Annotated in this window: 26 protein-coding genes; 12 read left to right on the top strand and 14 right to left on the bottom strand. The window is 66.3% G+C overall.

What is annotated here, in order from left to right; all coding sequences use genetic code 11:
- The first annotated feature begins 16 nt into the window (after nucleotides 1-16).
- The gene (locus NL241_RS09300) at nucleotides 17-484 is read left to right on the top strand and encodes a peptidoglycan-binding domain-containing protein (RefSeq protein ID WP_487691140.1); all 468 of its coding nucleotides are present in this window, start codon (nucleotides 17-19) and stop codon (nucleotides 482-484) included.
- Between the two features lie 54 nt (nucleotides 485-538).
- On the opposite strand, the gene NL241_RS09295 is transcribed toward NL241_RS09300, so the two are convergent.
- The 3 genes from NL241_RS09295 to NL241_RS09285 are packed head-to-tail and all read right to left on the bottom strand — an operon-like array spanning nucleotide 539 to nucleotide 3,314.
- On the bottom strand, nucleotides 539-1,624 hold the full coding sequence (locus NL241_RS09295; protein ID WP_487691138.1) for an adenosine deaminase: 1,086 nt from the start codon (nucleotides 1,622-1,624) through the stop codon (nucleotides 539-541).
- Nucleotides 1,621-2,907: a thymidine phosphorylase gene (locus NL241_RS09290; protein ID WP_494397357.1), complete on the bottom strand. Its 1,287-nt coding sequence runs from the start codon at nucleotides 2,905-2,907 to the stop codon at nucleotides 1,621-1,623. The genes NL241_RS09295 and NL241_RS09290 overlap by 4 nt, the downstream gene beginning before the upstream one ends.
- Entirely contained in the window at nucleotides 2,904-3,314 is a 411-nt protein-coding gene (locus NL241_RS09285; RefSeq protein WP_487691135.1) for a cytidine deaminase, read from the bottom strand. The genes NL241_RS09290 and NL241_RS09285 overlap by 4 nt, the downstream gene beginning before the upstream one ends.
- Nucleotides 3,315-3,560: 246 nt before the next feature.
- Here NL241_RS09285 and sdhC point away from each other — a divergent pair, with 246 nt between their 5' ends.
- The 5 genes from sdhC (at nucleotide 3,561) to NL241_RS09260 (ending at nucleotide 7,984) form a co-directional block, all read left to right on the top strand.
- A complete protein-coding gene (sdhC, locus tag NL241_RS09280; protein ID WP_487691133.1) occupies nucleotides 3,561-3,977 on the top strand; it encodes a succinate dehydrogenase, cytochrome b556 subunit in 417 nt (138 codons plus the stop codon).
- Nucleotides 3,974-4,441, top strand: a complete 468-nt coding sequence (locus NL241_RS09275; protein ID WP_494397356.1) for a succinate dehydrogenase hydrophobic membrane anchor subunit — start codon at nucleotides 3,974-3,976, stop codon at nucleotides 4,439-4,441. The genes sdhC and NL241_RS09275 overlap by 4 nt, the downstream gene beginning before the upstream one ends.
- A gap of 5 nt (nucleotides 4,442-4,446) precedes the next feature.
- Nucleotides 4,447-6,201 (top strand): succinate dehydrogenase flavoprotein subunit, encoded by a 1,755-nt coding sequence (gene sdhA / locus NL241_RS09270; protein ID WP_487691129.1) that lies wholly within the window; start codon nucleotides 4,447-4,449, stop codon nucleotides 6,199-6,201.
- Complete coding sequence (locus NL241_RS09265; protein ID WP_487691127.1) at nucleotides 6,201-6,983, top strand: succinate dehydrogenase iron-sulfur subunit; 783 nt, start codon at nucleotides 6,201-6,203, stop codon at nucleotides 6,981-6,983. Before sdhA ends, NL241_RS09265 begins: the two co-directional genes overlap by 1 nt.
- A gap of 185 nt (nucleotides 6,984-7,168) precedes the next feature.
- A complete protein-coding gene (locus tag NL241_RS09260; RefSeq protein WP_494398274.1) occupies nucleotides 7,169-7,984 on the top strand; it encodes a type IV toxin-antitoxin system AbiEi family antitoxin in 816 nt (271 codons plus the stop codon).
- Between the two features lie 57 nt (nucleotides 7,985-8,041).
- Here NL241_RS09260 and NL241_RS09255 read toward each other — a convergent pair whose 3' ends face one another.
- Nucleotides 8,042-8,905, bottom strand: a complete 864-nt coding sequence (locus tag NL241_RS09255; RefSeq protein ID WP_494397355.1) for an alpha/beta fold hydrolase — start codon at nucleotides 8,903-8,905, stop codon at nucleotides 8,042-8,044.
- An 84-nt stretch (nucleotides 8,906-8,989) separates the two neighbouring features.
- Here NL241_RS09255 and NL241_RS09250 point away from each other — a divergent pair, with 84 nt between their 5' ends.
- Both NL241_RS09250 and NL241_RS09245 read left to right on the top strand, forming a co-directional pair.
- A complete protein-coding gene (locus tag NL241_RS09250) occupies nucleotides 8,990-9,490 on the top strand; it encodes a CGNR zinc finger domain-containing protein (RefSeq protein ID WP_487691121.1) in 501 nt (166 codons plus the stop codon).
- A 105-nt stretch (nucleotides 9,491-9,595) separates the two neighbouring features.
- Nucleotides 9,596-10,174, top strand: coding sequence for a carboxymuconolactone decarboxylase family protein (locus NL241_RS09245; RefSeq protein ID WP_487691119.1), 579 nt, complete (start codon nucleotides 9,596-9,598; stop codon nucleotides 10,172-10,174).
- Here NL241_RS09245 and NL241_RS09240 read toward each other — a convergent pair.
- Entirely contained in the window at nucleotides 10,131-11,048 is a 918-nt protein-coding gene (locus NL241_RS09240) for a sigma-70 family RNA polymerase sigma factor (protein WP_494397354.1), read from the bottom strand. The genes NL241_RS09245 and NL241_RS09240 overlap by 44 nt on opposite strands.
- 184 nt (nucleotides 11,049-11,232) lie before the next feature.
- Here NL241_RS09240 and NL241_RS09235 point away from each other — a divergent pair, with 184 nt between their 5' ends.
- Both NL241_RS09235 and NL241_RS09230 read left to right on the top strand, forming a co-directional pair.
- The gene (locus tag NL241_RS09235; RefSeq protein WP_487691115.1) at nucleotides 11,233-12,741 is read left to right on the top strand and encodes an APC family permease; all 1,509 of its coding nucleotides are present in this window, start codon (nucleotides 11,233-11,235) and stop codon (nucleotides 12,739-12,741) included.
- 15 nt (nucleotides 12,742-12,756) lie between these two features.
- A complete protein-coding gene (locus NL241_RS09230; protein WP_487691114.1) occupies nucleotides 12,757-13,617 on the top strand; it encodes a universal stress protein in 861 nt (286 codons plus the stop codon).
- A 5-nt stretch (nucleotides 13,618-13,622) separates the two neighbouring features.
- Here the strand turns inward: NL241_RS09230 and NL241_RS09225 are convergent, their stop codons facing one another.
- From NL241_RS09225 to NL241_RS09185, 9 genes are all read right to left on the bottom strand, one after another.
- Nucleotides 13,623-14,771 (bottom strand): FAD-dependent oxidoreductase, encoded by a 1,149-nt coding sequence (locus NL241_RS09225; RefSeq protein ID WP_494397353.1) that lies wholly within the window; start codon nucleotides 14,769-14,771, stop codon nucleotides 13,623-13,625.
- 10 nt (nucleotides 14,772-14,781) lie between these two features.
- Nucleotides 14,782-15,150 (bottom strand): cupin domain-containing protein, encoded by a 369-nt coding sequence (locus NL241_RS09220; RefSeq protein WP_487691112.1) that lies wholly within the window; start codon nucleotides 15,148-15,150, stop codon nucleotides 14,782-14,784.
- A 25-nt stretch (nucleotides 15,151-15,175) separates the two neighbouring features.
- Complete coding sequence (locus NL241_RS09215) at nucleotides 15,176-16,594, bottom strand: NAD(P)/FAD-dependent oxidoreductase (RefSeq protein ID WP_494397352.1); 1,419 nt, start codon at nucleotides 16,592-16,594, stop codon at nucleotides 15,176-15,178.
- A 48-nt stretch (nucleotides 16,595-16,642) separates the two neighbouring features.
- Entirely contained in the window at nucleotides 16,643-17,734 is a 1,092-nt protein-coding gene (locus tag NL241_RS09210) for an ABC transporter ATP-binding protein (RefSeq protein WP_487691108.1), read from the bottom strand.
- Complete coding sequence (locus NL241_RS09205) at nucleotides 17,724-18,524, bottom strand: ABC transporter permease (RefSeq protein ID WP_487691106.1); 801 nt, start codon at nucleotides 18,522-18,524, stop codon at nucleotides 17,724-17,726. Before NL241_RS09205 ends, NL241_RS09210 begins: the two co-directional genes overlap by 11 nt.
- Nucleotides 18,521-19,411: an ABC transporter permease gene (locus NL241_RS09200; protein ID WP_494397351.1), complete on the bottom strand. Its 891-nt coding sequence runs from the start codon at nucleotides 19,409-19,411 to the stop codon at nucleotides 18,521-18,523. Before NL241_RS09200 ends, NL241_RS09205 begins: the two co-directional genes overlap by 4 nt.
- A gap of 12 nt (nucleotides 19,412-19,423) precedes the next feature.
- The gene (locus NL241_RS09195; RefSeq protein ID WP_487691102.1) at nucleotides 19,424-20,557 is read right to left on the bottom strand and encodes an ABC transporter substrate-binding protein; all 1,134 of its coding nucleotides are present in this window, start codon (nucleotides 20,555-20,557) and stop codon (nucleotides 19,424-19,426) included.
- 31 nt (nucleotides 20,558-20,588) lie between these two features.
- Nucleotides 20,589-21,176, bottom strand: coding sequence for a type II toxin-antitoxin system RelB family anti-toxin (locus NL241_RS09190; RefSeq protein WP_487691100.1), 588 nt, complete (start codon nucleotides 21,174-21,176; stop codon nucleotides 20,589-20,591).
- 246 nt (nucleotides 21,177-21,422) lie between these two features.
- Nucleotides 21,423-22,913: a gamma-aminobutyraldehyde dehydrogenase gene (locus tag NL241_RS09185; RefSeq protein ID WP_487691098.1), complete on the bottom strand. Its 1,491-nt coding sequence runs from the start codon at nucleotides 22,911-22,913 to the stop codon at nucleotides 21,423-21,425.
- A gap of 134 nt (nucleotides 22,914-23,047) precedes the next feature.
- On the opposite strand from NL241_RS09185, the gene NL241_RS09180 reads away from it, so the two are divergent.
- Both NL241_RS09180 and NL241_RS09175 read left to right on the top strand, forming a co-directional pair.
- Nucleotides 23,048-23,554, top strand: a complete 507-nt coding sequence (locus NL241_RS09180; protein WP_487691096.1) for an Lrp/AsnC family transcriptional regulator — start codon at nucleotides 23,048-23,050, stop codon at nucleotides 23,552-23,554.
- Entirely contained in the window at nucleotides 23,551-24,939 is a 1,389-nt protein-coding gene (locus NL241_RS09175) for an aspartate aminotransferase family protein (protein ID WP_494397350.1), read from the top strand. Before NL241_RS09180 ends, NL241_RS09175 begins: the two co-directional genes overlap by 4 nt.
- The last annotated feature ends 112 nt before the right edge of the window (nucleotides 24,940-25,051 follow it).

Genomic DNA, 25,051 nt, shown 5'->3' with positions numbered 1-25,051 from the left:
TCCAAGGAGTGCGATCATGAGCGATCCGATCATCAAGCTGGGTTCCACCGGCGAGGCCGTCAAGAAGGCCCAGCGTGAACTCATCTACCGGTATTACCTTCCCGACGGCACCGATGACGGCATCTTCGGCCCCGTCACGCGGAACCGAGTACTGCGCTACCAACTCGACCGAAGCGTCGGTGAGTACAGCGCCTACTCGTTCCCGCTGGAGGTCGACGGCATCGTCGGTCCCCAGACGTGGGCGCGGCTGGCACCGCCGACCGTCAAGGAAGGCTCGACCGGCAACGCGGTCTATCTGGCGCAGGAGATTCTGAAGAACTTCAAGTACCCGCCGTACGACCCGGGTCCCATCGATGGTGTCTTCGGCCCGCTGACCAAGGCCGCTGTCGAGAAGTTCCAGACCGACTTCCTCGACTACTACGGCAACCAGCTCAAAGTCGACGGAATCATCGGGCCGGTCACCTGGCGCGCCCTGTGGAGCTGATGTCAGCGGTTTCGGCGCGTTCGTAACCGCTCAGCGGTTACGAACGCGCCGAAATCACCCGATGAGGACGGCGAAGCGCGGCTTGATGATCTCGTCGATGATCGCCAGCCGCTGGTCGAACGGGATGAACGCCGACTTCATCGCATTGATGGTGAACCGCTCCAGGTCACTCCAGCCGTAGCCGAACGCCTCCACCAGGCGCAGCATCTCCTGGCTCATGGTGGTGTCGCTCATCAGCCGGTTGTCGGTGTTGACGGTGACCCGGAACCGTAGCCGGGCCAGCTTGTCGAACGGATGCTCGGCGATGCTGTCGACGGCCCCCGTCTGCACGTTCGAACTCGGGCACAGTTCAAGCGGGATGCGCTTGTCACGCACGATCCCCGCGACGCGGCCCAGCCGGGCGGCACCGTCGGGTGAAAGCTCGATGTCGTCGACGATCCGCACCCCGTGCCCGAGCCGGTCGGCGCCGCAGAACGCGATGGCCTCGTGGATCGACGGCAGACCGAACGCCTCGCCGGCGTGAATGGTGAAGCGTCCGTTGTTGTTCCGCATGTATTCGAACGCATCCAGATGCCGGGTGGGAGGGTAGCCGGCTTCGGCGCCGGCGATGTCGAAGCCCACCACGCCCTTGTCGCGGAACCGGATCGCCAACTCCGCGATCTCCCGTGAGCGCGCGGCGTGGCGCATGGCCGTCACCAGGCAGCGCACCGTGATGGTCTTGCCGTCGGCTCCGGCGGCCTTCTCCCCGTCGGCGAACCCGGCCAGCACCGCGTCGACAACGGCGTCCAGCGACAGCCCCTCGTCGATGTGCAGTTCCGGGGCGAAGCGGACCTCGGCGTACACCACCGAATCGGCAGCCAGATCCTCCACACACTCGTAGGCCACCCGGTGCAGCGACTCCGGAGTCTGCATGACGGCCACGGTGTGCGCGAACGGCTCCAGGTAGCGCACCAGCGACCCGGAATGGGCTGCGGTGCGGAAGAACTCCGCCAACCCGTCGATGTCGGTGGCGGGCAGCTCGTCGTAACCGATCTCGGAGGCGATCTCCAGCACGGTCGACGGCCGCAGGCCACCGTCGAGGTGATCGTGCAGCAGCGCCTTCGGCGCCTGCCTGATGTTGTCGAGCGTCAGTGGAGTCATGACTCAATCCGATCGATGAGGAGGGGACGTGACGCCGGCGCCTGGTCCTGCACACTCCAGGCGCCGTCGAGTTCAGCCAGCGACGCGCTGAACCGTTCGGGAGTGTCGGTGAACAAGGTGAACAACGGGTCACCCGGGGCGACGGGCTCGCCCGGACGGCGGTGGATCTGCAGCCCGGCGCCGGCTTGCACATGCTCACCCGGGGCCGCGCGGCCCGCTCCGAGCCGCCACACCGCCATACCCACCGCCAATGCATCGATGTCCCCCATTGTGCCGCCTCGGGGTGCGGTGACGGTCTCGGAATGCGCGGCTTGCGGCAACGGCGCGGTCGCGTCGCCGCCCTGGGCGGCGACGATTGCGCGGAAGCTGTCCATGGCGGTTCCGTCGCGCAGGGTGTCGGCCGGATCGCGGCCGTCGAGACCGACGGCGGCGAGCATCTCCCGCGCCAACGCCAGCGTCAGCTCCACCACGTCCGCGGGCCCGCCGCCGGCCAGCACCTCGACGGACTCGGCGACCTCCACCGCGTTGCCCACCGCGCGGCCCAACGGGCAGGCCATGTCGGTCAGCAGCGCCCGGGTCGGGACGCCGTGCGCGGCGCCCAGCGCGACCATGGTGCGCGCCAACTCCCAGGACTCCTCGCGCTTCTTCAGGAACGCCCCCGAGCCCACTTTGACGTCGAGCACCAGCGCGTCGGCTCCCTCGGCGAGCTTCTTGCTCATGATCGAGCTCGCGATCAGCGGCAGCGACTCGGTGGTGGCGGTGACATCGCGCAGCGCGTAGATCTTGCGGTCGGCCGGCGCCAGATCGCCGGCGGCGAAGATCGCCGCACCGACCTCACACAGCTGTTGGCGCACTTGGCCTTTGCTGATCTCGGCGGTGAAACCGGGGATGGCCTCCAGCTTGTCCAGGGTGCCGCCGGTGTGGCCGAGCCCGCGGCCGGCGGCCTGCGGGACAGCGGCGCCACACGCGGCGACGATCGGCACCAGCGGGATGGTGATCTTGTCGCCGACTCCGCCGGTGGAGTGTTTGTCGACGAGCCGCAGACCCAGATCGGAGAAGTCGAGCCGCTCCCCCGAGGCGATCATCGCCGCTGTCCACCGTGCGATCTCCTCGCGATCCATTCCGCGCAGGAAGATCGCCATCAGCAGAGCCGCCATCTGCTCGTCGCCGACGCGGGAGTGGGTGTAGGCGTCGATCACCCAGTCGATGGCGTCGCCGGAGAGCCGGCCGCCGTCGCGCTTGGTGCGGATGACGGTCGGAGCGTCGAATGTGAACTGGGTCACTGCCTTTGGCCTCCGCGGGTCAGATCGTCGGGCCCGAATGCGTCGGGCAGCAGTTCGGCCAGCCGCTTCGGGCCGGCGGGGTGGCCGATCAACAGCTCGGCCCCGCCGTGTTCGAACAGCACCTGCCGGCACCGTCCGCAGGGCATCAGGAGTTCGCCGTCGGCGGCCACACAGGCCAGCGCGATCAGCCGTCCGCCACCGCTGGAATGCAGGGCGCAGGCCACAGAACACTCCGCGCAGAGACCCAGGCCATATGAGACATTCTCCACATTGCATCCGGAGACAATTCGCCCATCGTCGACTAGCGCGGCCGCCCCGACCGGAAAACCCGAGTACGGCGCATAAGCCCGCTTCGATGCCTCAATTGCCTTGTCCTGCAGGACATTCCAGTCAATTTCAGTGCTCATCGAGCCCGCCGGCGATTCTCTCTGAATGCATTCACCACACCCCTGTCCTGACCAGGCTATTTAGCAAGGCCACCCTAACTTTGGCGTCACATGCATACCCGGCATCGATTCGGCAATTAGTTGGTTACTACAAATGGGATTAGAGTCCACCCGACGGTTGCCCGAAGCAACAATTGGGAATCGAACACCGCCACGTTGGGGCGCGACGCGCGGCCCCGGCGTCCACCGATGGCGTTGGAGGCGCTGATGAGTACAGCGGCACCGGCACAGCCTGCCAAGCAGGAGAAGCCACGCCGGCGCACCCTGTATCGGGGCGATCCAGGAATGTGGTCCTGGGTCTTGCACCGCATCACGGGTGCAACCATTTTCTTCTTTCTTTTCGTGCACGTGCTCGACACCGCACTGGTCCGGGTCAGCCCCGAGGCCTACAACGCCGTCATCGAGACCTACAAGACGCCGATCATCGGCCTCATGGAGGTCGGCCTGGTGGCCGCGGTGCTGTTCCACGCACTCAACGGCATCCGGGTGATCCTGGTGGACTTCTGGTCGGAAGGACCCCGGCATCAGAAGAAGATGCTGCTGGGCGTCGCGGTGATCTGGTTGTTGGTAATGGTGCCCGCCCTCGTGGTGCTGGGCATGCACATGGCGGAGCGATTCCTATGAGCGCACCTGAACAGTCCCGTGAACGGCCGATCGCGCCGATCCTGGAGAAGAGCTTCGATCGTCCGGCCGGGCTGGACAACCCCCGCGCGCCCCGGCGCCGCGGCGGCATGCCGAACTTCGAGAAGTACGCGTGGTTGTTCATGCGGTTCTCGGGGATCGTGCTGGTGTTCCTGGCGCTGGGCCACCTGTTCATCATGCTGATCTGGGAAAACGGCGTCTACCGCATCGACTTCAACTACGTCGCGCAGCGCTGGGCATCGCCGTTCTGGCAGACCTGGGACCTGCTGCTGCTGTGGCTCGCGCAGCTGCACGGCGGCAACGGGATGCGCACCATCATCGCCGACTACAGCCGCAAGGACTCGACGCGTTTCTGGCTGAACACCCTGCTGGCGCTGTCGATGATCTTCACGCTGGTACTCGGCACCTACGTGCTGCTGACGTTCGACGCGAACATCGGGGGTTGAGAGCAATGATCCAAGAACATCGCTACGACGTCGTGATCGTCGGCGCCGGTGGCGCCGGTATGCGCGCCGCCGTCGAGGCGGGCCCCCGGGCCCGCACCGCGGTGCTGACCAAGCTGTACCCCACCCGGTCGCACACCGGCGCGGCCCAGGGCGGTATGTGCGCCGCCCTGGCCAATGTCGAAGAGGACAACTGGGAGTGGCACACCTTCGACACCGTCAAGGGTGGCGACTACCTGGCTGACCAGGATGCCGTCGAGATCATGGCCAAAGAGGCCATCGACGCGGTGCTCGACCTGGAGAAGATGGGGATGCCGTTCAACCGCACCCCGGAAGGCCGCATCGACCAGCGTCGCTTCGGCGGTCACACCCGTGATCACGGCAAGGCCCCGGTGCGCCGGGCCTGTTACGCCGCCGACCGCACCGGCCACATGATCCTGCAGACGCTGTACCAAAACTGCGTCAAACACGACGTCGAGTTCTTCAACGAGTTCTACGCCCTCGACATCACCCTGACCGACACGCCCAACGGTCCGGTGGCCACCGGTGTCGTCGCCTACGAACTCGCGACGGGCGACATCCACGTCTTCCACGCCAAGGCCATCGTCTTCGCCACCGGCGGCTCGGGCCGGATGTACAAGACCACCTCCAACGCGCACACCCTTACCGGCGACGGCCTGGGCATCATCTTCCGCAAGGGGCTTCCCCTGGAGGACATGGAGTTCCACCAGTTCCACCCGACCGGCCTGGCCGGTCTCGGCATCCTGATCTCCGAGGCCGTGCGCGGTGAGGGTGGACGTCTGCTCAACGCCGACGGGGAGCGCTTCATGGAGCGCTACGCCCCGACGATCGTCGACCTGGCACCGCGCGACATCGTGGCGCGGTCGATGGTGCTCGAGGTACTCGAAGGCCGCGGTGCGGGCCCCAACAAGGATTACGTCTACATCGACGTGCGCCACCTCGGTGCCGACGTGCTCGAGGCCAAGCTGCCCGACATCACCGAGTTCGCCCGCACGTACCTCGGCGTGGACCCGGTCACCGAACTGGTGCCCGTCTACCCCACCTGCCACTACGTGATGGGCGGCATTCCGACCACGATCACCGGCCAGGTGCTGCGCGACAACGACAACATCATCCCGGGCCTGTTCGCCGCCGGGGAGTGCGCGTGTGTCTCGGTACACGGCGCCAACCGGCTGGGCACCAACTCGCTGCTGGACATCAACGTGTTCGGCCGCCGTGCGGGTATCGCCGCTGCCGAGTACGCCGCCAAGCACGATTTCGTGGAACTGCCGCCGGCCCCCGCGTCGATGGTCGTCGACTGGGTGGGTGACATCCTCTCGGAGCACGGCCACGAGCGCGTCGCCGACATCCGCGGCGAGCTGCAGCAGTCGATGGACAACAACGCCGCGGTGTTCCGCACCGAGGAGACGCTCAAGCAGGCGCTGACCGACATCCATGCCCTCAAGGAGCGCTACTCCCGAATCACCGTGCACGACAAGGGGAAGCGTTACAACAGCGATCTCCTGGAGGCCATCGAGCTGGGCTTCCTGCTCGAGCTGGCCGAGGTCACCGTCGTGGGCGCGCTGAACCGCAAGGAATCTCGTGGCGGACACGCGCGCGAGGATTACCCGAACCGTGACGACACCAACTACATGCGTCACACGATGGCCTACAAAGAGGGTTCTGACCTGTTGAGTGACATCCGGTTGGACTACAAGCCCGTGGTCCAGACCCGGTACGAGCCGATGGAACGGAAGTACTGATGACTGCTGTTCTGGACAAGCCCGAAGCCGGCGATTCGCCTCTGCCCCCCATCCCCGACGAAGCGGTGATGGTGACATTGAAGATCGCCCGCTTCAACCCCGAAAACCCGGACGCCGCAGGCTTTCAGAGCTTCCGGGTGCCCTGCCTGCCCACCGACCGGCTGCTGAACCTGCTGACCTACGTGAAGAGCTACCTCGACGGCACCTTCACGTTCCGCCGGTCCTGTGCCCACGGTGTGTGCGGCTCGGATGCCATGCGCATCAACGGTGTGAACCGGTTGGCGTGCAAGGTGCTGATGCGCGACATGCTGCCGAAGAAGGCCGGCAAGCAGCTGACCATCACCATCGAGCCGATCCGCGGCCTGCCCGTGGAGAAGGACCTCGTGGTGAACATGGAGCCGTTCTTCGACGCCTACCGCGCGGTGAAGCCGTTCCTGATCACCTCCGGCAACCCGCCCACCCGTGAGCGGATCCAGAGCCAGACCGACCGCGCCCGCTACGACGACACCACCAAGTGCATCCTGTGCGCCTGTTGCACCACCAGCTGCCCGGTGTTCTGGACCGAGGGTTCGTACTTCGGCCCGGCGGCGATCGTCAACGCGCACCGGTTCATCTTCGACTCGCGTGACGAGGCCGCCGCGGAGCGGCTCGACATCCTCAACGAGGTGGACGGGGTGTGGCGCTGCCGGACCACGTTCAACTGCACCGAGTCCTGCCCCCGTGGTATCGAGGTGACGAAGGCGATCCAGGAAGTCAAGCGCGCGTTGATGTTCGCCCGCTGAGTTCTTTCGCGCGAGCGCGCGTGTTTGTACGGGAACACTCCGTGTTCCGTGTACAAACCCGCGCGCTCGTTGCTCTATCCACAGGGTGACTTTCCGAGTTCCGGGTATCGCCCGACGATCCCGAGGTGCTCAGCGACCTCTTCGACGCCCAGGGCGGCGTAGCGACCTCGGGGCAGATTTTGCGCATGCTCAGCCGTCGCGCCATGCAGTCAGCGCTGGACAGCGGCGAGCTGTGGAAGGTCTGGCCCGGCGTCTACAGCCCGGATGAACCCGACCCCCTCATCAGGCTGAGCGGTCTGGACTTGCGGGCCGGCGAGCCGGTGGCCATATGTCTCGGAACCGCCGCGGCAGCATACGGTTTCGACACCCAGGACGTGATGGATCTCCACGTGCTCAATCCGGCGGGCCAGCTGCTGCGCGACAGTGACGGCCTGGTGGTGCACCGCCGCGAGGGCGCACCGCTGACTGTTGTCGACGGCCGGCCGGCCACCACCGCCGCATGGACCGCCGTCGAAGTGGCCCGCAGTCTGCACCGACCCCGCGCTCTCGCCACACTCGATGCCGCATTGCGCAGCGGCACCTGCACTCCGACGGCGCTGACTCTGGCCGCCGCGCGCCAGAAGGGCAGGCGCGGGATAGTTCAGGTGCGCGAACTGATACCGCTGGCCCGACCCGAAGCGGAGTCTCCGATGGAAAGCGAAGCGCGTCTGGCGATGCGCGACTGCGGCGTACCTGATCCCGAGCTGCAGTACCAGATCGTCGACCGGGACGGACGGCTCTGGCGGGTGGACTTCGCCTGGCCGGAGTTCGCGGTGGCAGTCGAGTACGACGGGTACGACTGGCACTCCGAGCCCGACGACTTCGCAAGAGATCGCCAGAAGCGGGCCGCGTTGATCGAAGTCGGATGGTCGGTCTTGTCGATCGTGGCCGATGACGTCCGCCAGGCCAAGTGGGCGATGGCCCGCCGCATCAAAGGCCAGTTGGTCCGCGCTGCTGCGTGAGCGCGCGCGTTGGTACGCCGGGCACGGAGTGTCGGCGGACAAACACGCGCGTTCGCCCTAGGAGAGGCGGCGGGTCAGGAAGTCGCGGATCAAGGCGACGACCTCGGCCAGATGGCTCTCGAGCAGGAAGTGGCCACCGTCGACCAAGTGGATCTCGGGGTTGACGGCGTCCTCGGCGAATGCCCGGGCACCGTCGGGACCGAAGAACGGGTCCTTGTCACCCCACACCGCGAGCACGGGAACTCTGCTGGCGCGCAGGTATTCGTGCAGCGACGGGTAGAGCTTGGGATTGGTGGCGTAGTCGAGGAACAGCTTGAGCTGGATCTCGGTGTTGCCGGGGCGCGACAGCAGTGCGAAGTCGTGATGCCAGGTGTCGGGGCTGATCAGGCTCTCGTCGGGAACACCTGCGGTGTACTGGAACTTGGTGGCGTCGAAACTGAGGAACTCGGTGAGCGCCTTGGTGGTCTCGGGGGTCTGTTCGCGTTGGTAATCCCACACCGTCTGCCAACCGTCCGTGACGAACCCGGCGTCGTAGCCGTTGCCGTTCTGCGTGATGATCGCCGTGACGGCCTGCGGGTCGCGCAGCGCCAGGCGCCATCCCACGGGCGCACCGTAGTCCTGCACGTACATCGAATACCGGCTGATCCCAAGGCTTTTTAGCAGATCGGCCGTCAGGTCGGCCAGCGCGTCGAAGGTGTAGTCGAATTCGTCGACCGAGGGCGCATCCGAATACCCGAACCCCAGGTAGTCGGGTGCGATCACGTGATACCGGTCGGACAACTCCGGGATCAAGTGGCGGAACATGAACGAGCTGGTGGGGAAACCGTGCAACAGGACGATGACCGGCGCGTCGGGGTCACCGGCCTCACGGTAGAAGAGCTGACGTCCGGCGACGGTGGCGCAGCGATGATGGACGGACATATCTAACTCCTAAAATTATTTTTGGCGGTTACCCCATGGAACACGAGATCGGGTAACCTGTCAACAGGACTTTGGAGGTTAGACATGGATGTGGTTGCCGCCGGCGCCGACGACGAGGTGCTGCTGCTGGATCTGCTCAATACGACGCCGGTCATCGACGGCACCCCCACCGACGGACTGGCCGTTTTCGACACTGCCGCGCACTGGATGACCGACCACGCCATCTCAGCCACCGAGCAGGAGTGGACCGCGCTGCTCCAGGCCCGGGCAGTCCTTCAGGCGATCGTCCGGGGCGACCAGCCGCCGTCGGCCCTGCAGCCCATTGTGGCTGCAGCTCAGTTGGTTCCGACGGCCTCCGAACGCGGCATCGACTGGCAGCTGACCTCGCCGACGGGCGCCGTGCGCGCGGCGCTGGCGTGGGACCGCCTGCGAATCACCAGTCCCGGGCGGATCCGGCCCTGCGCCAACACCGAGTGCCGCCTGTTCCTGATCGACCGCAGCAAGCCGAACACTGCGCGCTGGTGCTCGATGGCAGTGTGCGGCAACCGCATGAAAGCGCGCCGGCATCACAGCCGCAAGTCTTGACGAGCGCACGCTTTTGTACGGAAATGGCCGCGTGTTGACGTACAGACACGCGCGGTCGGCCGAGAGGGATTGTCACACTATCGGGGGCTGGCTCGTCTTGAGTGCATGACCACTTCACGCATCGCACCGGTGCCACCCGACAACGCTCCGCTGCTGACCCGCCTGCTCTACCGCTACGCAAAACGCCGCTTCGGCGCCGTCCCCGAACCCTTCGCCGTCTACGCTCACCATCGCAAGCTCCTGCTCGCGGGCGGGATGCACGAGGGCATGCTCGAGCGCGCCTCCACCACCCTGCCCGCCAACATCCGCGAGCTTGCCGTGTTCTGGACCGCCCGCACGGTCGGCTGCTCGTGGTGTGTGGACTTCGGCTCCATGCTGATGCGACTCGACGGTCTGGACATGGACCGACTGACGCACATCGACGAGTACCGCACCTCGGAGCTGTTCACCGATGACGAGCGCGCGGCCATCGCCTACGCCGACGCCATGACCACCGACGTGCACACCGTCACCGACGAGCAGGTCGCCGATCTCCGGCGACGGTTCGGCGACGCCGGCGTGATCGAGCTGACCTACCAGATCGGCGTGGAGAACATGCGGGCGCGCATGAACAGCGCACTGGGCATCACCGAGCAGGGGTTCAGTTCGGGCGACGCGTGCCGGGTGCCATGGGAGACCCGGTGAACTTGTCCGGATTGGCGACGTCCCAGACCGCGCTGACCTTTCCGTCCACCACCGTGAGCGCGATGATGTGCGGCTGCATGGCCGGGAACCCATCCCCCTCCGGTTTGCCCGGTGTGTAGACGCCCAGGTCTCCGTTGACGGCCGCCAAGCGGCTGGACGTCACGAAGCCCGGACCGTACCGGTGCGCCAACCCGAACAGGAAACGAGCCACCTTGTCCGGCCCGCGGATCACCTGAACAGCGGTGGGTGCACGGCGGTTGGAGTCGCCGGTGAACGTCACCTCGGGATGCAGGAGTGCGACGACGGCAGCCAGGTCACCGCGGGCCATCGCAGCCAGGAGAAGCCCGACCACCTCGTCGTGCTCGTCGGCGCGTGGCGGCGCCGGGGCGTCCGCCACGAGACGCCGCGCGCGTGACGCGAGTTGACGCGCGGCGGCCGCGCTAGCACCGAGCACTTCGGCGATCTCCGAGAACGGCATCCCGAACCCGTCGTGCAGGACGAACGCCACCCGCTGATCGGCGCTGAGCCGTTCGAGCACCACCATCGCGGCGAAGCGGGCGTCCTCGTCGGCCACCACCGCCTCCAACGGATCCGACCCTGCCGCCGTCACCACTGGTTCCGGGAGCCAGTGACCCGCATAGGTTTCGCGCCGGTGCGCCGCAGACCGCAGCCGGTCCAGGCTGAGCCGGCTGACCACCGTCGTCAACCACGCCCGTGGATCGGCGACGTGCTGGTCGGAACGGTCCCAGCGCAGCCACGCATCCTGCACCGCATCCTCAGCGTCGGCAAACGTTCCGGTGAGCCGATACGCGACCGCGAGCAGGTGCGGTCGCAGCGCCTGAAACAGGTCTGCCCGAGCGGCTGCCGACGTCACGAAACCGAGCGTAACCTCGCACCCGAAGGTCGTGGGCGGGCACAGAACACGGGCGGATCGGCCGGGGTCCACCCACACGCACAGGTAGCCAGCCAGCAACGAAATCAGTTGCTGTGTTACTCGCAGGAAAACTATTCCGTCGTAAAGTGCCGCAGCAACCACTCGAACCGTATATTTTGCGACCATGGCAATCGCTGAACCGCCGGCCCCCGCCACCACCGGCAAGGGCCTGCAAGCCGGTGCCCTCGGGCTCGTCGGAAACATCGTCATCGGGCTGGCCGCCGTCGCTCCCGCCTACAGTCTGGCCGCCACCCTCGGCTACGTCGTGCTGGCAGTCGGGGACAAAGCGCCGTCGATGTTCGTCCTGGCGTTCATCCCCATGCTGCTCGTGGCCTTCGCCTACAAGGAACTCAGCCAGGACACGCCGGACTGCGGCACCACCTTCACCTGGGGCGTGAAGGCCTTCGGCCCATGGATCGGCTGGATCGGCGGCTGGGGTCTGGCCGTGTCGGCAATCATCGTGCTGGCCAACGTCTCCGAGGTCGCTGCGATCTATCTGTTCAAGTTCCTGGGTCTGGATTCCCTGGCCGACAACCTGACGGCCAAGGTGCTGCTCGGGTCGTTCTTCATCTTCGCGATGACCCTGCTGAGCGCCCGCGGCATCGTGGTGTCCGAACGTGTGCAGAACGTCCTGATCGCCATCCAGTTCGGCGTCCTGATCGTCGTCAGCGTGTGGGCACTGGTACGCGTCTTCTCCGGTACCGCAGGTGAGCAGGCCATTTCCCCGTCGCTGTCGTGGTTGCTGCCCACCGGCCTGGACTCCTCTTCGATCGCCGCGGCCATCATCTTGTGCATCTTCATCTACTGGGGCTGGGACGCCTGCCTGGCCGTCGGCGAGGAGACCAAGAACCCGGGCAAGACACCCGGGATCGCCGCCGTCATCACCACCCTGATCCTGGTCTGCACCTACGTGCTGGTGGCCTATGCGGTGCAGTCCTTCGCCGGCTTCGGCGACACCGGGATCGGGTTGAACAACGAGGAGAACGCCGACGATGTGCTGACCATCCTCGGCGAGCCGGTGGCCGGCAGCATCGCCGCCTCCCTGCTGCTGCTGACCGTCTCGATCTCGGGTTTGTCCTCGACGCAGACCACCATCCTGCCCACCGCGCGCGGCACCTTGTCGATGGCGGTCTACGAGGCCATCCCGAAGCGGTTCGCCAGCGTCCACCCGCGGTACATGACACCGGCTTTCGGCACCATCGTGATGGGTATCGCGGCGCTGTTCTTCTACCTGGTGTTGAGCTTCCTGTCGGAGAACGCGCTCGCCGACTCGGTGGCCTCGCTGGGCTTGGCCGTCGCCTTCTACTACGGCATCACCGCCTACGCCTGCGTCTGGTACTTCCGCCGCACACTGTTCCAGTCAGCCCGTAACCTGTTCTTCCGCGGTATCTTCCCGCTGCTGGGTGCGCTCGCCATGACCTGGGCGTTCGTCCAGAGCGCCAAGGACATGATCCAGCCCGACTACGGCTATACCGCGTTCGGATCCATCGGCGGGGTGTTCGTGCTCGGCGTCGGCATGCTGGTGCTCGGCATCCCGCTGATGCTGGCATGCTTCGCGTTCGGCACCAAGCGGTTCTTCCGCGGCGAAACCCTCAACGCCACCACCGAAGTCAAGGTCCCGGACACCTTCTAAAGAGAGAGTCCTGCAATGCATCTGACAGTCGGGTATCTGGCGACCCCCACCGGCAACGACGGCATCGCCCTGGCCGCGGACCTTGCGCTGACGTTCGACGCGAGCGTCGATGTGGTGCTGATCGTGCGGGAAGAACTGCCCGACGGGCATCCCGGCCGCGCTGAATACCAGCAGCTGCTGGTCAGCAAGGGCGAGGCCTGGGTCGCCGAGGCGGTGGCGAAACTGGCCGGCTGGGGCGTCACCGCCGGCTCGGCGGTCCTGGTGGGCGAATCGTTCGCCCAGTCACTCATCGACTTCGCCGAAAGCAAGTCCTCGGACATGATCGTGGTGGGCGGCGCCAAGGACGGGTTCTTCGGCGGGCACACCATCGGCCCGGTGGCCGGGGCGCTGCTGCACTGCTCCCCCATTCCGGTGGCGCTGGCGCCGCGCGGCTGGGGTGACGAACCACCGGTCAAGATCTCCGAGATCACCGTCGCCGTCCCCACCACCGATCGCACCGACAACCCATTGCCCATCGCGTTCGCGCTTGCCAGTGCGGCGGCGCTGCCGCTCCGCATGGTCTCGCTGGTCACCCTCGAATACGCCACCGACGACAGCTCCAAGGCGGTGACCCGGCGCCTGCAGGTCGAAGCTGCCGAACAGAACCTGCTCACCGCCGCCCGCACCGTTCCGGAGGCGCCGGACATCCAGTCTCTGGTGGCCGACGGCAGCACCCTGGAATCGGCACTGCGCAAGTTGAAATGGGCCGACGGCGACCTGCTGGTGATCGGCTCCAGCCGCTTCGCGGCACCACGCCGGATCTTCCTGGGGTCGACGGCAGCGCGCATCCTGGCCGGTGTCGATGTGCCGGTGCTCGTGGTGCCCCGCGTGGAATGAGGTTCTCAGTGCCTACCGAGCACGTTCGGTCCGGACCGCGCGGGTAGCCCCGCGGCGAACCGGTCCGACGACAACGCCGCGATATCCGCATCCGGGGTCGCCCCCTCGGCGAGGTCTGCCAGGACCTCACCCATCAGCGCGGAGAACTTGAAACCCTCGCCCGAATCGCCACACGCCACCACCACGCCGCCGTCGAGCACGTCGATGATGAACTTGCCGTCCGGTGAATCCGTCCACGAACACACCTGCGCGTCGAGCACCTCGGGTGTGACCGTCGCCAGATCCGCCTCGACCCGGCTACGAATCACACTGGTGCGCGCCGGATCCGGGGTCCGGTCGACGTCGTCCTCGCGGTAATCCCTGAGCGGCCCGTCCAGACCCACCTTGTAACCGACCCCGGGCGTGGGCATGGCGTAGATACCCGGTTGTGTATCGGTGGGGCCGTCGAACAGGCAGGGGAAATCGTCGTAGTGGTGCGGGCGGGCGCGGTCGCCGAAGTGGACCACCTGTTCCAGGTACGGGTGCAGCGGAACGTCGATGCCGAACGCTTCGTTGAACGCCGACGCTGCGGGGCCCGCAGTCACCACCACGACGTCGGCGTCCAACACCTCACCGTCCCGCAGCGACACCCGCACCCCGGACGGCGTGGTTTCGACGCCGGACACCGAGTGACCGAACAACGCTGTGCCTGATGCCGTTTCGAACAACTCCAGCTGTGCCCGCAGTGACGCCGCCGCCAGCACAATGCCGGCTTCCGGCTGCCAGATCGCCTCGCGACCGTCCGGCCGCAGCCCCGGCCACCAGCGCCCCACGTCACCCGGGCTCACCGGGGTGTGGGCGATGTCAAAGGCGGTGAGGGTGGCGGTGAGAGCGGGCAGGGACTCGTCGTCGCGCCACAGCAGCCCGCGCCGCTCGAAGACCGTGACACCACTTCGGTGCTGCAGCCGTGCCATGGCTTCCACACCCCGCATCGACAACCGCACCCGAGCGCGGTCCGGGTCGGCCAGCCGCCACAACCGGGTCGGCCCGGTGGACGACGACTGCGGGTTCTGCACTCCGAAGCGGTCCACCAGCGTCACCGCATGGCCGCGCTGGGCCAGTTGCGCGGCGGCCGGCAGCCCCCAGGCACCCGCACCGATCACGACGGCCTTCACTGAACGAGCCTCAATTACTCACGCTGACAAACGTTTTGCGGATGGTCTCCCGGACCACCCACGTGCCGCGCCAGCCCTTGGGGAGCACCAGGAGGGAACCCGGCGCGATGTCGGCGCTCACCCCGTCCTCACCGACCACGGTGCCCGAGCCGGTGAGGATGTAGCAGACCTCGGTGTCGTTCGACCGGTCGGCGGTGAATTCGCCTGGGCCGCACTCCCAGATCCCGGCGAGTGCGGACGGACCCGACCACACCTCGGCGATGGCTTCGAGTTGATTGTCCCGGCTCGTCGGTTTCGGCGCCGGGTCAGGCAGCGCGGCGCCGGCCGCGTTGACGTGCTGCAGCGGCGTGTGCTGCACCCCGGTCGGGTTGGCGCTCATGTGGTCTCCCTCGTGCTGCGCCGGATCAACGTCCGGCGATCTTGTTGGCGATCTGGGCGAGCTTGCTGGTGCGAGAGGTCTCCTCGCTGAACTCCCGCCGGTCCGCGGTGCGGTACATGGCATACATGCCCTGCACACCCAGCCAGCGCAGCGGCTCGGGCTCCCAGCGGCGGACGCGCCGGCCCACCCAGGGCAGCCGCGTCAGTTCGGTGTCACGCGTGAGCACCAGATCCGCCAGAGTGTGGCCGGCGAGATTGGTGGTGGTCAGTCCGCTGCCCACGTACCCACCCGCCGTGCCGAGCCCGGACCGGGCGTCGAAGTCCACGGTGGCCGTCCAGTCGCGCGGCACACCGAGAACACCACACCAGGCGTGCGCGATCGGAACGTCCTGCGTGGCGGGGAACATGTCGTGGGTCAGCGAGGTCAGTGCATCGATGGTCCACTGCTGAGTGGCACCGCGGTCGTCGGTGCGCGAACCGTACCGGTACGGAATTCCCCTGCCGCCGAGTGCGATCCGATTGTCCGCGGTGCGCTGCGCATACATGTAGCCGTGTGCGTAGTCGCCCAGCAGTTCGGCACGGCGCCAACCGATCTGGTCCAGTACGGGGTCGGGCAGTGGTTCGGTGACGATCATCGACGAGTTCATGGGGAGCCACTCCCGGCGCTGCCCGGGGATGCTGGCGGTGAAACCCTCCAGGCACCGCAGGATCGACGGCGCGCGTACCGTCCCACGATCCGTCACCGCGCGGCCCTGCTCGATGGCCGTGACGGCGGTGTGCTCGAAGATGGTGACCCCCATGCCCTCGACCACGCGAGCCAGGCCCTGCACCAGTTTCGCAGGCTGCACCCGGGCGCAGTGCGGGCTGAACAGACCACCCAGGGCGCCGTTGATCCGGATGCGGGCATCCAGTTCGTCGCGGCTCAGCAAGACAAAATCCTCGGGTGCGGCACCCCAACTCTGTTCGTACGGGATGGTTTCGAGCAGCCGGCCGTACTGCGCCTGGTTCCGCGCAACATGGAGTACACCGTCTTTGGCGATGTCGGCGTCGATGCCTTCTGCGTCCGCAACCGAGATCACTTCATCGACGGCACCCCGCATGGCACGCATCAGGGTTGCCACCCCGTCGCGGCCGTGAGTGGACGCGTAGGCGTCCCGGGACCCCGCCAGCTCTGCCGACAGCCAGCCACCGTTGCGCCCGGACGCGCCGAACCCGGCGAACTCCTTCTCCAGGATGACGATTCGCAGATCCGGTTGTTCGCGTTTGAGATAGTAGGCAGCCCACAGCCCGGTCAGTCCGGCCCCGACGATGCACACATCGGCTTCCTGGGATCCCGGCAGGGCCGGCCGCGACTCCGGGAAGCCCGAGGCGCGGTACCAGAACGACACACCCCCGTTGATGAAGTCGTTGGACAGTGTGCCGGTAGCGGATCGGGATGACGACATCATTGTGCTCCGTTCGTCGTGAGTTCAGTTGATTGCGAGAAGGGTGATCTAGACCGTGTCGGCGGGCAGCACCGTCGCGTTCTCCGGGGCGAACGTCAACCAGATCTGTTGTCCCGGCTCCACCCGGGTGATGTTCCCGGCGCTCTCTCGCACCAGGACAGTGGTTCCGTCGTCGACCCGCACCTCCACTTTGCGGGAACTTCCGAAGTAGATGTCCTGGATCACGGTGCCCGGCACGGCATTCACGCCGTTGGGGCGGTCGCCGTCGGGCGTGATGGTGATCCGCTCGGGGCGAACCACCACGGCGACGGCTGCTCCGCGAGCGGCTTGGCCCCGGGTGGCAACAATGCGGTTGCCGAAGCTGTTGACCTCTCCGGCATTCTCGGCGGAACCGTAGAACAGCGATGACTCACCGAGGAACCGCGCCACGAAGACACTCGCCGGGTGCTCGTAGAGCTCATGGGGAGTCCCGATCTGCTCGATCCGGGCGTTGTTGAACACCGCGATGCGGTCCGACAACACCAGCGCCTCGTCCTGGTCGTGGGTCACGTAGACGAACGTGGTGCCGAGTTCACCGTGGATTCGCTTGATCTCGAGCTGCAGTGAGTCGCGCAGCTTCTTGTCCAACGCCCCCAGGGGTTCATCCATCAGCAGCACCCGGGGGTCATAGACCATGGCCCTGGCCAGCGCCACCCGCTGCTGCTGACCGCCCGAGAGCTCCTTGGGCGTGCGCTTGCCGAACTTCTCCAGGCCCACGGTCTCGAGGGCGTCGGCGACCTTCTTGCGCCTTTGCGCCTTCGGTACCTTCCGTTGCCGCAGCGGGTATTCGACGTTGTCGGAGACCGACATGTGCGGGAAGAGGGCGTAATGCTGGAACACCATGCCGATGTTGCGCCGGGACGGCGGAAGGTCGGCCACCGGGCGGCCGTCGACCAGCAGCTCCCCCGCGGTGACGTCGACGAAGCCGGCGATCATGTTCAGCGTCGTCGTCTTCCCCGAGCCGCTCGGACCCAGCAGGGTGAGGAACTCACCAGGCTGCGCATCGAGATCGATGGAGTCGACGGCGGTCACCGAGCCGTACTTCTTGGTGAGTCCGCGCATGGCGATCGAGGCGCCGTGCGGCGCCTTGTCAGTGGGCACGATTTCTCCAACTGGTGTAGATGCCCGCGATGACGGTCAGGCCCGTCGTCAGGGCAAGGATCAGGGTGGCCGCGGCGGCGATCGTGGGGTCGGTGTCCCGGGTGACCGACGCGTACATCTTGACCGGCAGGGTCTGCAGGTAGGGGCTCTGGATGAACAGTGACAACACCACTTCGTCGAAACTCGTCGCGAAGGCGAACAACGCGCCGGACAGCACACCCGGCGCCACCAGGGGCAAGGTGACCGTCCGGAACGTAGACCACCGACTTGCCCCGCAGATCGCCGCGGCATCCTCCAGGCGCCGGTCGAACCCCTGCAAGCTGGCCATCACCGGGATGATGACGAACGGCAGTGCCAGCACGCTGTGCGCTGCGACGAATCCGAAGGTTGTCCCGAGCAGGTTCAGCCGCAGGAACACCGCGTAGAGCCCGATGGCGACCACGATCACGGGAACGATCATGGGAGCCAGCAGGATTGCCCTGATGCCCTGCACACCGGGAATCACGTTGCGGCTCAACGCCACCGCCGCTGCCGTCCCGGCGACCGTGGCGACGATGGTGACCAGAACCCCGACGCGAAGGCTGGCCTGCAGGGCCGCCATCCAGGTCGGGTCGCTGAAGAACGTGGAGTACCACCTGCCGGACCAACCGGTCGGCGGGAAGGCGAAGGACGGCTTGTCGGTGAAACTCAACGGGATGACGATCAGCGACGGGGCGATCAGCCAGAGGGACACTGCCGCGCAGAACAGCATCAGCAATGCGCGCCACAGCGCGTTGACTCTGCGGGTCATGCTGTCCGCTCCTTTCGACTGCGCCGCAACAGGTACATCAACACCACCAGCACCAGGAGCGTGATGAGCAGCAGGACCACCCCCATGGCGCCGGCCCGGCCCCACGCCAGCAGGCTGGTGACCTGCGCGTAGATCTGCTGACTGATGAGCGCGTTGTCAGGTGCACCCAGCAGGGCCGGTGTCACATAGAAGCCGAGGCTGCTGATGAAAGCCATGAGGCAGCCCGCACCGATTCCCGGCAGGGACAAGGGAAGCCAGATCCGGAAGAATGACACAGCCGGTCGCGCGCCCAGGCTGGAGGAGGCCAGGATCAGTCTCCGGTCGATGCCGGCCATCACCGCATACAGCGGCAACACCATGAACGGCAACAGGATCTGGCTCATGCCGATCACCACGCCGAGATTGGTTCGGATCAACTGGACATCACCCAGGCCGACGAGCGACAGCAGTTGCTGGATGGGCCCGCCGTCCTGCAGCAGGATCACCCACGCGAAGGTGCGCACCATGAGGCTGGTCCAAAACGGCACCAGGACAATCAATGTGAGCAGGATGCGTACCTTCGGCCCGAACGCCACCATCGCGTAGGCGTAGGGATAACCGAGCAACAGGCAGATGACCGTCACCTCGATGCCGGTGGTGAAGGTCCGCAGCAGAACCTCCCGCTGCACGGCATCTCCGAGGTACCACTGGAAGTTCTCGAACCCGAGTACCGGATCGCTGAAGGCTCGCCACACCATCACCACGAGCGGGAGCGCGAACACCCCGACCACCAGAATGATCGCCGGCAGGAGCAACGCCATGGCCCCGCGACGCCCGGACGGGCCGCCGGCGACCGTCGCTCGGCTCGCGGGCGCCGCACCCCCGGAGAGAACCTCCACCATCGACATGACGGATCAGCCTCAGCCGGCCAGCCAGTCGGTGTACGCCGTGATCATGGCGTCCTGGTTCTCCGACCACCACGGCAGATCGATCGGGAAGCGGTCCGCGAGCCGTTCCGGCGAGGTGGTCAGATACGACTGGGCGAGCTCGTCGAGTTGCGGCTTGGCATCGACGTTGATCGGGCTGTAGGAGGTCAACTCGGTCAGCTTCGCCTGCTGTTGTGCGCCGAGGTAGTAGTTGATCAGTGCCATGGAGGCTTTGGGGTTCTTCGCGCCCTTGGGAACCGCAATGGTGTCCGCCTCCGGCATCCACTGGTCCCACATCGGGGCGAACGGCGCGCCGTTCTTCACCGCCGAGTACGCACGCCCGCTCCAGACCAGTGCCATGTCGACCTGGCCGGCTTCGATGAGCTGTTGTGCCTGTGCGCCGGTGGTCCAGAACACGAAGTCATCGCGGATGCTGGACATCTTGTTGAGCGCGCGTTCCGCGTCGATCGGGTACACCGCGTCGGGGGCGACCCCGTCTGCCAGCAGTGCGCCCTCGAACACCCCGGGATCCAGCTCACCGGAGATGCCCTGCATGCCGCGCTTGCCGGGGAACTTGGTGGTGTCGTAGAAATCAGCCCACGTCTTGGGCGGGTTGGCGCCGTATTTTTCGGTGTTGTAGACGACGATCAGGCCGTAACCCATTGCCGGAACCGAGCATTCATCCGTTTGCGCACCCTCGGGGATCTTGCTGGTGTCGACGATGCTGGTATCGATCGGCAGGAACAGCTCGCCACAGTTCTTGGCGGAGAACACGTTCGTGGTGTCGACGACGTCCCAGGTGACCGCGCCGGAGTCCACCTGCGCCTTGATCTTGGAGTTCTCCGTCGGACCGTCTTGCAGGATGGTCGCGCCGGATTCCTTGGCGAACGGTTCCAGGGCAGCCTTGGTCTGCCCCTCCTGGAAGATCCCGCCGTAGGAGACGAAGGTGAGCGTAACGCCCTCCAGTGCACCGGCTTTGACTGTTCCGGCCTGCGGCGGCCCGCTTCCGAGATCGACATCGGCGGCCGGTGCGGGCCCGGAGGAGGAGCACGCCGCCGTCAGGGCGGTGATGGCGGCGGCCGCGGCCAGCGCGACCGGTACGCGGCGGGAACGCGTTGAGGGGGTCATGGGGTCTCCTTCGGGGCGGATGGACGAAAACTCAGTTGGTGGGTGGGCTGACGATCCAGAGCAACTCGACCGGGGAGTCGCTGAGATTGTGGACGGTGTGCGGGATGGACGTGCGGTACTCGGCGCTGTCACCGGCGTGCAGTTGGTAGGTGGAGCCGTCGAGTTCCAGCGTGGGGCTGCCCACGACGGCGATCAGGATCTCCTGGACGTCGCCGTGCACGTAGGCCTCCCCCGCGGTTGCGCCGGGTGCGAACTCCGCCGCATACACCTCGAGGTTGCGAAGGGGCTTCTGCGACAACAGATATTTGGCGCTGAAGTCCGACACCTCGATGACGGGCCGCGCAGCCTTGCGCAGGATCCGCACGTCGTTGGCCTGTTGATCGGTGAACAGATCGGGCAGGGTGATCCCGAGCTCTTCGGCGAGTTTGCGCAGGGTGCCCACACTCGGGTTGGCCTGCCCGCGCTCGACCTGGCTGAGGAATCCCGGTGAGATGCCCGCGCGTCCGGCGAGCTCACGCAACCGCATCTTCCGGGCCTGACGGAATTCGCGAATCCGCGCGCCGGTATCTGCGTCGGAAGACTCCGTGGCCGTCCCGAGACTCCGCGTCCCCGCATCCATCCGAATGATCCGTTCGGCAGAAGTGATCTGGAATTTACATCTCAGCGAACATTTTGTTCGCTCTGGACGCAATACTAGGACGAACACGCCCGCTGGGCAAGACCTGGATCACAATCGGCCCCCGATGTGCTCCCGGTCACAGCCATGCGCCCATCCGGACCGGCCTGCTGCAACCGGGACGCGCGAACAGCTCGCCCGTTCCGGCACGAAACGGGCGAGTGTGACCGCTCCCGGAACGGGGTGGTACTACCGCTTGGCGAAAATGGTTCGGTGCCATGCCTTGTCGGCCACCGCGGTGATGTCGCTCATCACGTGCTTGATGGTCAGGTACTCCTCGAAGGAGTAATCGCTCATGTCCTTGCCGAAGCCGGAAGCGCCCACCCCGCCGTGCGGCATCTCGCTGATGATCGGGATGTGGTCGTTGATCCACACACACCCGGCATTGATCTCCCGGCTGGCGCGCTGCGCCCGGTACACGTCGCGGGTCCACGCCGAGGCAGCCAAACCGTATTCGGTGTCGTTGGCCTGACGCAGTGCGTCATCGTCGTCGGTGAACGACCGCACGGTCAGCACCGGCCCGAACACCTCGTCCCGATAGATCTCGGAGTTCTCGTCGACGTCGGCAACAAGCGTGGGCCGGTAGAACGCACCCGGCAGGTCCGGCGCCACCCCACCGCTGACGATCCGGCCACCCTGTCCGGGGGCACGTTCCACCATCCCGGCCACCTTCGCCCGGTGGGCGGTGGAGATCAGCGGGCCCAGATCGGTGTCGGGATCCTGCGGGTCCCCGACCACCAACTTGTCCATGACCTCACCCACCCCGGCCACGAAGTCGTCGTAGAGGTCACGAGCCACGATGGCCCGGGTGGCCGCGGTGCAGTCCTGACCGGAATTGATCAGCGATGCCGCCACCGCCCCTTGGATGGCGGCGTCGAGGTCGGCGTCGTCGAACACCACGAACGGCGCCTTGCCACCGAGTTCGAGCTGCGTGCGGTGCCCGTGCACCGCCGCCGCGGCCATCACCTTCCGACCCACCGCGGTGGACCCGGTGAACGTCACCACGTCGACGTCGCGATGCCCCGCCAAGGCGGTGCCCACGTCGTGGCCGGCACCGGTGACGACGTTGAGCACCCCGTCAGGCAGACCCGCCTCGGTGGCGATGCGAGCCAGCGTCAATGTGGTCAACGGCGTGAGCTCGGCAGGCTTGATCACCACGCTGCACCCGGCGGCCAGAGCCGGAATGACCTTCCAGACGGCCATCTGCAGGGGGTAGTTCCACGGCGTGATGGTCGCGACCACGCCGACGGCCTCCCGGCGGATGCTCGAGGTGTGATCGCCGGAGTATTCGGCAGTCGCCTTGCCCTCCAAATGCCTTGCCGCACCGGCAAAGAACGCGATGTTGTCGATGCTGCCCGGCACGTCGAACTCGCGGGCCAGGCGGACCGGCTTGCCGGTCTGGCTGACCTCCTCGGCAATGAAGACCTCGGCATTGGCCTCCACCAGTTCGGCCAGCTTGGCCAGCACCGCCGACCGTTCCGCGGGGGTGACCGACTTCCATCCCTTCAAGGCCCGGCGCGCGCAGGACACTGCGGCATCGACGTCTGCGGTGGTGGCCAGCGCCAACTCGGCCACGCTTTCGCCGTCGGCCGGATTGATCACCCGGTGCAGCGGCCCGCTGGTGCTGACCGCAGCACCGTCGATCCAGCTGGAAGCCACTTTCTGCGAGACGCTTGTCATGGGTGCCACGGTAACCGAACGCCCGTGCTCAAACCAGCGTCTGTCTACGTATTCCTGCGGCCGTCGGCAATCAGACTGAGGATATTCTCCGTATTAGTTGCTTCGGGCAACTGAATCCGTGCACAATCAGGGACATGCGCGAAGCGGGAGGAGCCGGCCCCGGGCATGTTCGCGCGGGCGCCCCCATACCGGCCATGCAACTGGACGAACTGTCCAAGGCCATCATCGAGAACCTTCAACAGGATGGCCGTCGATCCTATGCCGGAATCGGCAAGGCTGTCGGATTGTCCGAGGCAGCCGTCCGGCAACGGGTGCAGCGACTGGTCGATGCCGGCGTGATGCAGATCGTGGCCGTCACCGACCCGATGCAGCTCGGATTTGCCCGCCAAGCGATGATCGGCATCAAATGCACCGGGGACACTCTCAAGGTGGCCGACGAGCTGTCCAGGATCCCCTCCGTCGACTACGTCGTTCTGACCGCGGGCTCGTTCGACGCCATCGTCGAAGTGGTCTGCGAAGACGACGACGACCTGCTGGCCCTGCTCAACACACAAATCCGCGCCGTCCCAGGGGTGATATCCACCGAAACGTTGGTCTATCTGAAACTCGTTAAACAGCAATACAATTGGGGTACGCGATGACAATCATCTCTGATACTGATCAAGCCCAGGCGGGTGATCTGTCGGCCAAGGCCGACCGCCACCTCTGGGGACACTTCGCCCGCCACGGCAAGGGGATCACCCCGCCGATCATCACCCGCGGCGAAGGTGTACACATCTACGACGACAAGGGCAAGCAGTACATCGACGGCCTGAGCGGGCTGTTCGTGGTGCAAGCCGGCCACGGCCGCGCCGAGCTGGCCGAAGCCGCCGCCAAGCAGGCCGAACAGCTGGCCTTCTTCCCGCTCTGGTCCTACGCCACGCCGACGGCCGTCGAACTGGCTGCCCGTATCGCCGGCTACGCGCCAGGTGATCTGAACCGGGTGTTCTTCACCACCGGCGGCGGCGAGGCCGTCGAGAGTGCCTGGAAACTGGCCAAGCAGTTCTTCAAGCTGACCGGCAAACCCGGCAAGCACAAGGTGGTTTCGCGTTCGATCGCCTACCACGGCACGCCGCAGGGCGCACTCGCCATCACCGGCATCCCGGCGTTCAAGGCTCCGTTCGAGCCGCTGACCCCGGGTGGCTTCCGCGCACCGAACACCAACTTCTACCGCGCGCCGGCACAATTCGCCCACGACGAAAAGGCGTTCGGCCAGTACTGCGCCGACCGCATCGCCGAGGCCATCGAGTTCGAGGGCCCCGACACCGTGGCCGCGGTGTTCCTCGAGCCGGTGCAGAACGCCGGTGGCTGCTTCCCGCCGCCGCCGGGATACTTCGAGCGGGTCCGCGAGATCTGCGACGAGTACGACGTGCTGCTGGTCTCCGACGAGGTCATCTGCGCCTACGGCCGCATCGGGTCGATGTTCGCGTGCAGCGACTTCGACTACGTACCGGACATCATCACCTGCGCCAAGGGGCTCACCTCGGGCTACTCGCCCATCGGCGCGATGATTGCCAGCGACCGGCTGTTCGAACCGTTCAACGACGGCTCAACGGTTTTCGGCCACGGCTACACCTTCGGCGGGCATCCGGTCTCAGCGGCGGTGGCGCTGGCCAACCTCGACATCTTCGAGCGCGAGGGCCTCAACGACCGGGTGAAGCAGAACGCCCCGGTGTTCAAGGCCACTCTCGAACAGCTCTACGACCTGCCGATCGTGGGTGACGTCCGCGGCGAGGGCTACTTCTACGGAATCGAGCTCGTCAAGGACAAGGCCACCAAGGAGACGTTCAACGACGAGGAGAGCGAGCGGCTGCTGCGCGGGTTCCTGACGCCGGCGCTGTGGGAGGCCGGCTTGTACTGCCGCGCCGACGATCGTGGCGACCCAGTGGTGCAGCTCGCGCCGCCGCTGATCTCCGGGCAGAAAGAGTTCGACGCGATCTACGACATCCTGCGCAACGTGCTGACGGAGGCCTCGGCGCGCATGTAGATCGTCACAGCAGAAGCACTCGAGGGCGGGAATTCCACGGAGTTCCCGCCCTCGGGTGTCTGCGGATCAAAACAAGCCCCAGAAACAACATCGATCACACCAGTCACAGCGC

The sequence above is a fragment of the Mycolicibacterium sp. SMGY-1XX genome (assembly GCF_059132455.1).
Note: the sequence above shows the minus strand (reverse complement) of the source record. Positions and strands in the feature narration are given on the sequence as shown.

Bases quoted from the DNA above. Each gene is read 5' to 3' on its own strand.
- NL241_RS09175 (WP_494397350.1), top strand. From the start codon at position 23,551: ATGACAATCATCTCTGATACTGATCAAGCCCAGGCGGGTGATCTGTCG.
- NL241_RS09180 (WP_487691096.1), top strand. From the start codon at position 23,048: ATGCGCGAAGCGGGAGGAGCCGGCCCCGGGCATGTTCGCGCGGGCGCC.
- NL241_RS09295 (WP_487691138.1), bottom strand. From the start codon at position 1,624: ATGACTCCACTGACGCTCGACAACATCAGGCAGGCGCCGAAGGCGCTG.
- sdhC (WP_487691133.1), top strand. From the start codon at position 3,561: ATGAGTACAGCGGCACCGGCACAGCCTGCCAAGCAGGAGAAGCCACGC.
- NL241_RS09255 (WP_494397355.1), bottom strand. From the start codon at position 8,905: ATGTCCGTCCATCATCGCTGCGCCACCGTCGCCGGACGTCAGCTCTTC.
- NL241_RS09185 (WP_487691098.1), bottom strand. From the start codon at position 22,913: ATGACAAGCGTCTCGCAGAAAGTGGCTTCCAGCTGGATCGACGGTGCT.
- NL241_RS09285 (WP_487691135.1), bottom strand. From the start codon at position 3,314: ATGAGCACTGAAATTGACTGGAATGTCCTGCAGGACAAGGCAATTGAG.
- NL241_RS09245 (WP_487691119.1), top strand. From the start codon at position 9,596: ATGACCACTTCACGCATCGCACCGGTGCCACCCGACAACGCTCCGCTG.
- NL241_RS09215 (WP_494397352.1), bottom strand. From the start codon at position 16,594: ATGTCGTCATCCCGATCCGCTACCGGCACACTGTCCAACGACTTCATC.
- NL241_RS09300 (WP_487691140.1), top strand. From the start codon at position 17: ATGAGCGATCCGATCATCAAGCTGGGTTCCACCGGCGAGGCCGTCAAG.
- NL241_RS09275 (WP_494397356.1), top strand. From the start codon at position 3,974: ATGAGCGCACCTGAACAGTCCCGTGAACGGCCGATCGCGCCGATCCTG.
- NL241_RS09190 (WP_487691100.1), bottom strand. From the start codon at position 21,176: ATGGATGCGGGGACGCGGAGTCTCGGGACGGCCACGGAGTCTTCCGAC.
- NL241_RS09230 (WP_487691114.1), top strand. From the start codon at position 12,757: ATGCATCTGACAGTCGGGTATCTGGCGACCCCCACCGGCAACGACGGC.
- NL241_RS09195 (WP_487691102.1), bottom strand. From the start codon at position 20,557: ATGACCCCCTCAACGCGTTCCCGCCGCGTACCGGTCGCGCTGGCCGCG.
- NL241_RS09200 (WP_494397351.1), bottom strand. From the start codon at position 19,411: ATGTCGATGGTGGAGGTTCTCTCCGGGGGTGCGGCGCCCGCGAGCCGA.
- NL241_RS09250 (WP_487691121.1), top strand. From the start codon at position 8,990: ATGGATGTGGTTGCCGCCGGCGCCGACGACGAGGTGCTGCTGCTGGAT.
- NL241_RS09220 (WP_487691112.1), bottom strand. From the start codon at position 15,150: ATGAGCGCCAACCCGACCGGGGTGCAGCACACGCCGCTGCAGCACGTC.
- NL241_RS09205 (WP_487691106.1), bottom strand. From the start codon at position 18,524: ATGACCCGCAGAGTCAACGCGCTGTGGCGCGCATTGCTGATGCTGTTC.
- NL241_RS09260 (WP_494398274.1), top strand. From the start codon at position 7,169: ATGCTCAGCCGTCGCGCCATGCAGTCAGCGCTGGACAGCGGCGAGCTG.
- sdhA (WP_487691129.1), top strand. From the start codon at position 4,447: ATGATCCAAGAACATCGCTACGACGTCGTGATCGTCGGCGCCGGTGGC.
- NL241_RS09265 (WP_487691127.1), top strand. From the start codon at position 6,201: ATGACTGCTGTTCTGGACAAGCCCGAAGCCGGCGATTCGCCTCTGCCC.
- NL241_RS09235 (WP_487691115.1), top strand. From the start codon at position 11,233: ATGGCAATCGCTGAACCGCCGGCCCCCGCCACCACCGGCAAGGGCCTG.